The organism is Streptomyces sp. NPDC029014 (genome assembly GCF_055564695.1).
Map to the genome: position 1 here is coordinate 1 of NZ_JBVHVT010000162.1, position 6,399 is coordinate 6,399.

Sequence of the window (6,399 nt, forward strand, 5' to 3'; positions counted from 1 at the left end):
GATGTACCACCAAAACAAAAAAACCACCCCCAACAAAAAGAACAAAAAGGAACCACCCCCCCCCCCCCCCCCCCCCCCCCCCCCCCCCCCCCCCCCGCCCCGTTCTGTCCTGCCCTGTCGTTCGTCGTGCCGTCCCCGGGCGCTACTGCCCCTCGCGGCCGCCGATCACGCCGCCCGGTCCCACGGTGACCCCGGGGAACGGGTTGGGCGGCGTGTTGCCCCCGCCCGTCGCGGCGCCCGTGGTGGCGCCGGTCGTGCCGCCGCCGCCCGTGGCCTGGCCGCCGGGCCTGCCCTCGCCGCCGCCGGGCTTGCCGGGCTTGCCCGGCTTGTTGGGCTTCGTCGGGTTGTTCGGCGGGGTGGGCTTGCCGGCGCCGCCGGGGTTCCCGGTGTCGGGCAGGGGCACCGTGACGAAGCTCGGGGCCTCGCGGCCGGAGAGGGCCCCGCTGACCGCCTGCTTCCAGATCGGGCCGGGCAGCCCGCCGCCGTACACCTTGTCGTAGTACTGGCCGCCGATGGTGATGTTCTCCATCGACACCTGCTTGGAGCCGCCCGAGCCGACCCAGGTCGCGCCGGACATGTTCGGCGTGTACCCGACGAACCAGGCGTTGTAGCGGCTGTCGGTGGTGCCGGTCTTGCCCGCGTTCTGCCGGTCGGTCAGGCCCGCCGCCGTACCCGTACCGGAGTCGACCACGCCGAGCAGCAGGCTGTTGATCGTGTCGGCGGTGCGCTCCGACATCACCCGCTCGCACTTGGACTTCGGCACGGTCAGCGCCTTGCCGTGGGAGTCGGTGATGGACTCGATGGAGACGGGGGTGCAGTACGTGCCGCGGTTGGCGAAGGCCGCGTACGCGTTGGCCATGGTCAGCGGCGACATGCCCTCGGTGCCGAGCGCGATGGCCGGGACCTCGGCCAGCTTGGTGCCGTCGGCCGGGATCACGCCGAGCTTGGTGGTCATCTCGGTGACCGGGCACACGCCGGTCTCCGTGATCATCTCCACGAAGTAGGTGTTGACCGACTTGGCCATCGCCTGGTTCATGCCGTACGGGCCGACCTCGGACTCCTGCTCGTTCTCCAGGCGTTCGTGCTTGGTGTTGACCCAGGGCTTGTCGCCGCAGGTCTGCACCGGGCTCGGGTACTCCATCTGGTAGGGCGACTGGTACACCTTGCCGGGGGAGACGCCCTCCTCCAGGGCCGCCGCGGCGACGAACGGCTTGAACGTCGAGCCGGTCGGGAAGCCGAAGTTGGATCCGCCCATCCGCTTGTCGACGGAGAAGTTGATCTGCGTCTCGTTCTTGTTGAAGCCGTAGGGCTTGGACTGGCCCATGGCGACGACCCGGCCGGTGCCGGGCTGGACCAGGGTGACGGCCGTGGCGACCTTGTCGTCCTGGCTGACGTGGTCCTTGATCGACTCGTTGACGGAGTCCTGCGACTGCGGGTCCAGTGTCGTACGGACGGTCAGGCCGCCCCGGTTCCAGAGCTTGGCCCGCTCCTCGCGGGTCTTGCCGAACACCGGGTCGGTCAGGAACGTGTTGCGCACGTAGTCGCAGAAGAAGCCCGCGCCCTTGACGGCGGTGATGCAGCCGTTCTTGGGCCGGGTCACCTTCAGCTGGACCGGCTTCTTCTTCGCCTCGTCCGCCTCGGCCTGCGAGATGTCCTTCATGTCGACCATGCGCTGGAGGACGACGTTGCGGCGCTTCATCGCCTCCTGGTTGTCGTTCACCGGGTCGTACCGGCTGGGCGACTGCACGAGGCCGGCGAGCAGCGCCGACTCGTCCAGGGTGAGCTCCTTGGCCGGCTTGCTGAAGTAGCGCTGGGAGGCGGACTCGATGCCGTACGCCTGCTGGCCGAAGTACGTGATGTTGAGGTAGTTCTCGAGGATCTTCTTCTTCCCGAGCTCCTCCTCGACCTGGATCGAGTACTTCAGCTCGCGGATCTTGCGCCCGAGGCTCTTCTCCTGGGCCTCGCGCACCTTGGTCTCGTCGTCGCCGGCCTCCTCGACGAAGACGTTCTTCACGTACTGCTGGGTGAGCGTCGAGGCGCCCTGCGCGGCGCCGCCCTCCTGCGCGTTGCGGTTGACCGCGCGCAGGATGCCCTTGAGGTCGACGGCGCCGTGCTCGTAGAAGCGCGAGTCCTCGATCGCGACGATCGCCTTCTGCATGTACGGCGAGATGGCCGTGAGCGGGACCACCTGCCGGTCGCGCGAGTACACCGTGGCGATCAGGCCACCCTCGGCGTCCAGGATCGTGGTGCGCTGGCTGAGCGGCGGGGTCTTGAGGTTGGCCGGGATCTCGTCGAACCCCTCGACGGTGCCCTTGGCGGCCAGCCCGAGGGCCCCGGCGCCCGGGATGGCGATACCTGCCAGAACGACTCCGGAGAGAACGGACAGCCCGAGGAACTTGGCGGCCTGCTGCGGCCCCGTGAGCCCGGCGCCCGAGCGCTTCTTACCCATGGAGTGCAGCCTACGTTCTCATTCGCCGGACACACGCGAATGCCTTGGCCTAAGCTGTCCCCAACTGTCACAGCAGTGCGGCCCAACATCAACCCTCCGGCTTGATTTTCACCCTTCCCGAATGGGGTGGACTGATGTCCGAATCTCGCCGCTCACTCTGACGGCCGCTCGTCCGGGGTTCGCCGATTTCATCCGAATCGCCGGAACGGTCCGGCATGTCGTTCGATCACTCCGTCGGGTGATCTGCCGCTTACCCATAGTCCGTTCGGACCATTCAAGATTGGGCCCGTCGGGGGTGTTGCGCCGTCCTCGCCTTCCGTAACGTCCTCAACTGGCAGCGGTGAATATGCCGCTACCGCCGTGGGGGAGCCTCGATTCGGGAGAGGACGGCGCCGGGATGGGCTGGGTAACCGACTGGAGTGCGCAGGCAGCCTGCCGCACTACCGATCCGGATGAACTGTTCGTTCAAGGAGCGGCACAGAACAGGGCCAAGGCGGTGTGCACCGGATGTCCGGTGCGGACCGAGTGCCTGGCCGACGCGCTCGACAATCGCGTCGAGTTCGGCGTGTGGGGCGGAATGACCGAGCGGGAGCGTCGCGCGTTGTTGCGCCGGCGACCCACCGTCACCTCGTGGCGGCGACTGCTCGAAACCGCCCGCATGGAGTACGAACGCAGCACGGGCATCCTCACCGTGGATGTCGATGCGGAGATGGACGTCCCGTACGAGACGTACGCGGCGGCCGGGTAGATCCCCCGCCGTTCCGCGTACACCCGTCGCCGTACGGTCGCCTACGCTCCGGCCGGAACCCCGGCCGCGAGTCGTTCTCCGATGGCCCGCAGCCCGGCGAGGTCGTGCACATCGCCGGGCAGGGCGGCCACCTCGGTCACCGCCACCTCGGGGTGCAGAGAGGTGAACCGGTCGCGCGTGTGCTGCTCGCGCGCGATCACCTGCATGCGCTCGGCGTGCAGGCGAAGCAGTCCCGCCGCGATCTCGTCCGCATCCGCATCCGCATCCGCTTCCGCGGCCGCGTCGGCGTCCGAGCCCGCGTCCGGGCCCGGTTGCGCGCGTACGCCCTCTGCGGCCGAGTCACGAAGTCCAGCTTTCCCGGCCTCCTGATCCACAATGCCGGCCCGCTCAAGATTGTCTGCGGCGGCCAGGGCCCGCTCGGCGGACAGCCCGTCGGCGCCGCTGCCGTGCACCCGGTTCAGGACGAGCCCGGCCAGCGGCATCCGCTCCGCGGCCAGCCGCTCCACGAAGTACGCGGCCTCGCGCAGCGCGTCCGGCTCGGGGGCCGCCACCACCAGGAAGGCCGTCCCCGGCGCCTGCAACAGCCGGAACGTCGCGTCCGCGCGGGTGCGGAAGCCGCCGAACATGGTGTCCATCGCCGCCACGAAGGTCTGTACGTCCTTCAGCAGCGAAGCCCCCATCAGTTTGCTGAGGGTGCCCGTCATCAGCGACATGCCGACGTTGAGGAACTTCATCCCCGCCCGGCCGCCGACCTTCGCCGGGGCCATCAGCACCCGGATGAACTTCCCGTCCAGGAACGACCCGAGCCGCTTCGGCGCGTCGAGGAAGTCCAGCGCGGACCGGCTCGGCGGGGTGTCCACCACGATCAGGTCCCAGTCGTCCCGGGCCCGCAGCTGCCCCAGCTTCTCCATCGCCATGTACTCCTGCGTGCCCGCGAAGCCGGCCGACAGGGACTGGTAGAAGGGGTTGGCCAGGATCGCCCCGGCCCGCTCCCGGTCCGCGTGCGCCTCGACGATCTCGTCGAAGGTCCGCTTCATGTCCAGCATCATGGCGTGCAGTTCACCGCCGTCGCCGGCCACCCCGGACACCCGGCGCGGGGTGTTGTCGAGGGAGTCGATCCCCATCGACTGGGCCAGCCGGCGCGCCGGGTCGATGGTCAGCACGACCACCTTCCGGCCCCGCTCGGCCGCCCGCAGACCCAGGGCCGCGGCGGTCGTGGTCTTGCCGACCCCGCCCGCGCCGCAGCACACGATGATCCGGGTGTCGCGGTCGTCCAGCAGCCCGTCCACGGACAGCTCCGGCGACGACGACGTGCCCAAGGCCTCACTCATTCCTCGCCCGCCTGTTTCCGCAGCTCCGAGGCCAGCTCGTACAGCCCGGCCAGATCCATCCCCGCGCCGAGCAGCGGGAGTTCGTACGTCGGCAGCCCCAGCTCCCGCAGCACGGCCCGCTGCGCGCGCTCCAGCTCCACCCGGCTCGCGTGCTCGGCGGCCTGCGCGAGCAGCGGCTCCACCAGCCGCTCCGCCTGCCCGCCGCGCCGGGCGCCGCCCAGGCCCGCCCGCGACAGCGCCCGGGCCACGGCGGCCCGCCGCTCGTTGCCCGCGGCCCGCAGGGCCTCCTCGTCCAGATGGTGCGGCCGGACCATGTTGACCACGACCCGCCCCACCGGGAGGCCGGCCTCCACCAGTTCGGCGATCCCGTCGGCCGTCTCCTGGACGGGCATCTCCTCCAGCAGCGTGACCAGGTGGACCGCCGTCTCCGGGGACTTGAGGACGTTCATCACGGCCTGCGCCTGGTTGTGGATCGGCCCGAACCGGGCCAGCCCCGCCACCTCGTCGTTGACGTTCAGGAAGCGGGTGATCCGCCCCGTCGGTGGCGCGTCCATGACGACGTGGTCGTACACGAACCGGCCGGCCTTGTCCTTGCGGCGCACCGCCTCGCACGCCTTGCCGGTCAGCAGCACGTCCCGCAGGCCGGGCGCGATCGTCGTCGCGAAGTCGATCGCCCCGAGCTTCTTCAGGGCGCGGCCCGCGGACCCGAGCTTGTAGAACATCTGGAGGTAGTCCAGCAGCGCCCGCTCCGCGTCGATGGCGAGCGCGAACACCTCCCCGCCGCCCGGAGCGACGGCGATCCGGCGCTCCTCGTACGGGAGCTCCTCCGTCCCGAAGAGCTGTGCGATCCCCTGCCTGCCCTCGACCTCCACCAGAAGCGTCCGCCGGCCCTCGCGTGCGAGGGCGAGCGCGAGTGCCGCGGCAACCGTGGTCTTTCCGGTTCCGCCCTTGCCGCTGACCACCTGGAGCCTGCTCACAGCCTCTGAGCCTAACCATTGGGCCCCCGCGTCGCGCAGGACCCTCTCCCCCCGGCCGCAGCCGGGGGCCGGGCGCCGCGCTCCGGCCGGGCGTTTCCCCGGGGCGACAGGCGATACGCTCGCCCCCATGACCAAGAAGTTCGAATACGCGACGGTCCCGCTGCTGGTCCACGCGACCAAGCAGATCCTGGACACCTGGGGCGAGGACGGCTGGGAGCTCGTCCAGGTCGTGCCCGGCCCGAACAACCCCGAGCAGCTCGTGGCCTACCTCAAGCGGGAGAAGGCATGAGCGGCGCCGTCGAAGCGAAGCTGGCCGAGCTCGGCCTGACCCTGCCCGAGGTCGCCGCCCCGCTGGCCGCGTACCAGCCGGCCGTCCGCTCGGGCAACTACGTGTTCACCGCGGGCCAGCTCCCGATGGTCAGGGGCAGCCTGCCGGTGACCGGCAAGGTCGGCGCCGAGGTCTCGCCCGAACAGGCCAAGGAGCTCGCCGGGATCTGCGCGCTGAACGCGCTCGCCGCGGTGAAGTCCGTCGCGGGCGACCTCGACCGGATCGCGCGCGTCGTGAAGGTCGTGGGCTTCGTCGCCTCGGCCCCCGACTTCACGGCGCAGCCGGCCGTCCTCAACGGCGCGAGCGAGCTCCTCGGCGAGGTGCTCGGCGACAAGGGCGTCCACGCCCGCAGCGCGGTCGGCGTGGCGGTCCTCCCGCTGGACGCCCCGGTCGAGGTCGAGATCCAGGTCGAGCTGCTGCCCGAGGCCTGACCGGCCCTGATACCTGCCCCTCTCGGGGCCCGACCGGCCCCGGGGCAGTGGGGGGGGGGGGGGGGCGGGGGGGGGGGGGGGAGCCCCGATCCGAAGGGCCTATGCCCTACTCCCATGGATAAGGCAGCCCACCGC

General features: G+C 70.7%; 6 protein-coding genes. 3 read left to right on the top strand and 3 right to left on the bottom strand.

Annotated elements, in window-relative coordinates; all coding sequences use genetic code 11:
• Positions 1-142 precede the first annotated feature (142 nt).
• Positions 143-2,449, bottom strand: a complete 2,307-nt coding sequence (locus tag ACZ4VL_RS39800) for a transglycosylase domain-containing protein (RefSeq protein ID WP_468210674.1) — start codon at positions 2,447-2,449, stop codon at positions 143-145.
• Between the two features lie 397 nt (positions 2,450-2,846).
• Between ACZ4VL_RS39800 and ACZ4VL_RS39805 the strand changes: the two genes are divergently transcribed.
• Entirely contained in the window at positions 2,847-3,197 is a 351-nt protein-coding gene (locus ACZ4VL_RS39805) for a WhiB family transcriptional regulator (RefSeq protein ID WP_179174215.1), read from the top strand.
• A gap of 41 nt (positions 3,198-3,238) precedes the next feature.
• On the opposite strand, the gene bagB is transcribed toward ACZ4VL_RS39805, so the two are convergent.
• The gene (gene bagB / locus ACZ4VL_RS39810; protein ID WP_468210678.1) at positions 3,239-4,528 is read right to left on the bottom strand and encodes an ATPase BagB; all 1,290 of its coding nucleotides are present in this window, start codon (positions 4,526-4,528) and stop codon (positions 3,239-3,241) included.
• Entirely contained in the window at positions 4,525-5,505 is a 981-nt protein-coding gene (gene bagA, locus ACZ4VL_RS39815; protein WP_468210681.1) for an ATPase BagA, read from the bottom strand. The genes bagB and bagA overlap by 4 nt, the downstream gene beginning before the upstream one ends.
• A gap of 127 nt (positions 5,506-5,632) precedes the next feature.
• On the opposite strand from bagA, the gene ACZ4VL_RS39820 reads away from it, so the two are divergent.
• On the top strand, positions 5,633-5,794 hold the full coding sequence (locus ACZ4VL_RS39820; RefSeq protein ID WP_007264966.1) for a DUF4177 domain-containing protein: 162 nt from the start codon (positions 5,633-5,635) through the stop codon (positions 5,792-5,794).
• Positions 5,791-6,264 (top strand): RidA family protein, encoded by a 474-nt coding sequence (locus ACZ4VL_RS39825; protein ID WP_468210684.1) that lies wholly within the window; start codon positions 5,791-5,793, stop codon positions 6,262-6,264. Before ACZ4VL_RS39820 ends, ACZ4VL_RS39825 begins: the two co-directional genes overlap by 4 nt.
• Positions 6,265-6,399: the final 135 nt, after the last annotated feature.

Excerpts from the sequence above, each read along its gene's own strand:
- ACZ4VL_RS39825 (WP_468210684.1), top strand. The coding sequence starts at position 5,791 with ATGAGCGGCGCCGTCGAAGCGAAGCTGGCCGAGCTCGGCCTGACCCTG.
- bagB (WP_468210678.1), bottom strand. The coding sequence starts at position 4,528 with ATGAGTGAGGCCTTGGGCACGTCGTCGTCGCCGGAGCTGTCCGTGGAC.
- ACZ4VL_RS39800 (WP_468210674.1), bottom strand. The coding sequence starts at position 2,449 with ATGGGTAAGAAGCGCTCGGGCGCCGGGCTCACGGGGCCGCAGCAGGCC.
- ACZ4VL_RS39820 (WP_007264966.1), top strand. The coding sequence starts at position 5,633 with ATGACCAAGAAGTTCGAATACGCGACGGTCCCGCTGCTGGTCCACGCG.
- ACZ4VL_RS39805 (WP_179174215.1), top strand. The coding sequence starts at position 2,847 with ATGGGCTGGGTAACCGACTGGAGTGCGCAGGCAGCCTGCCGCACTACC.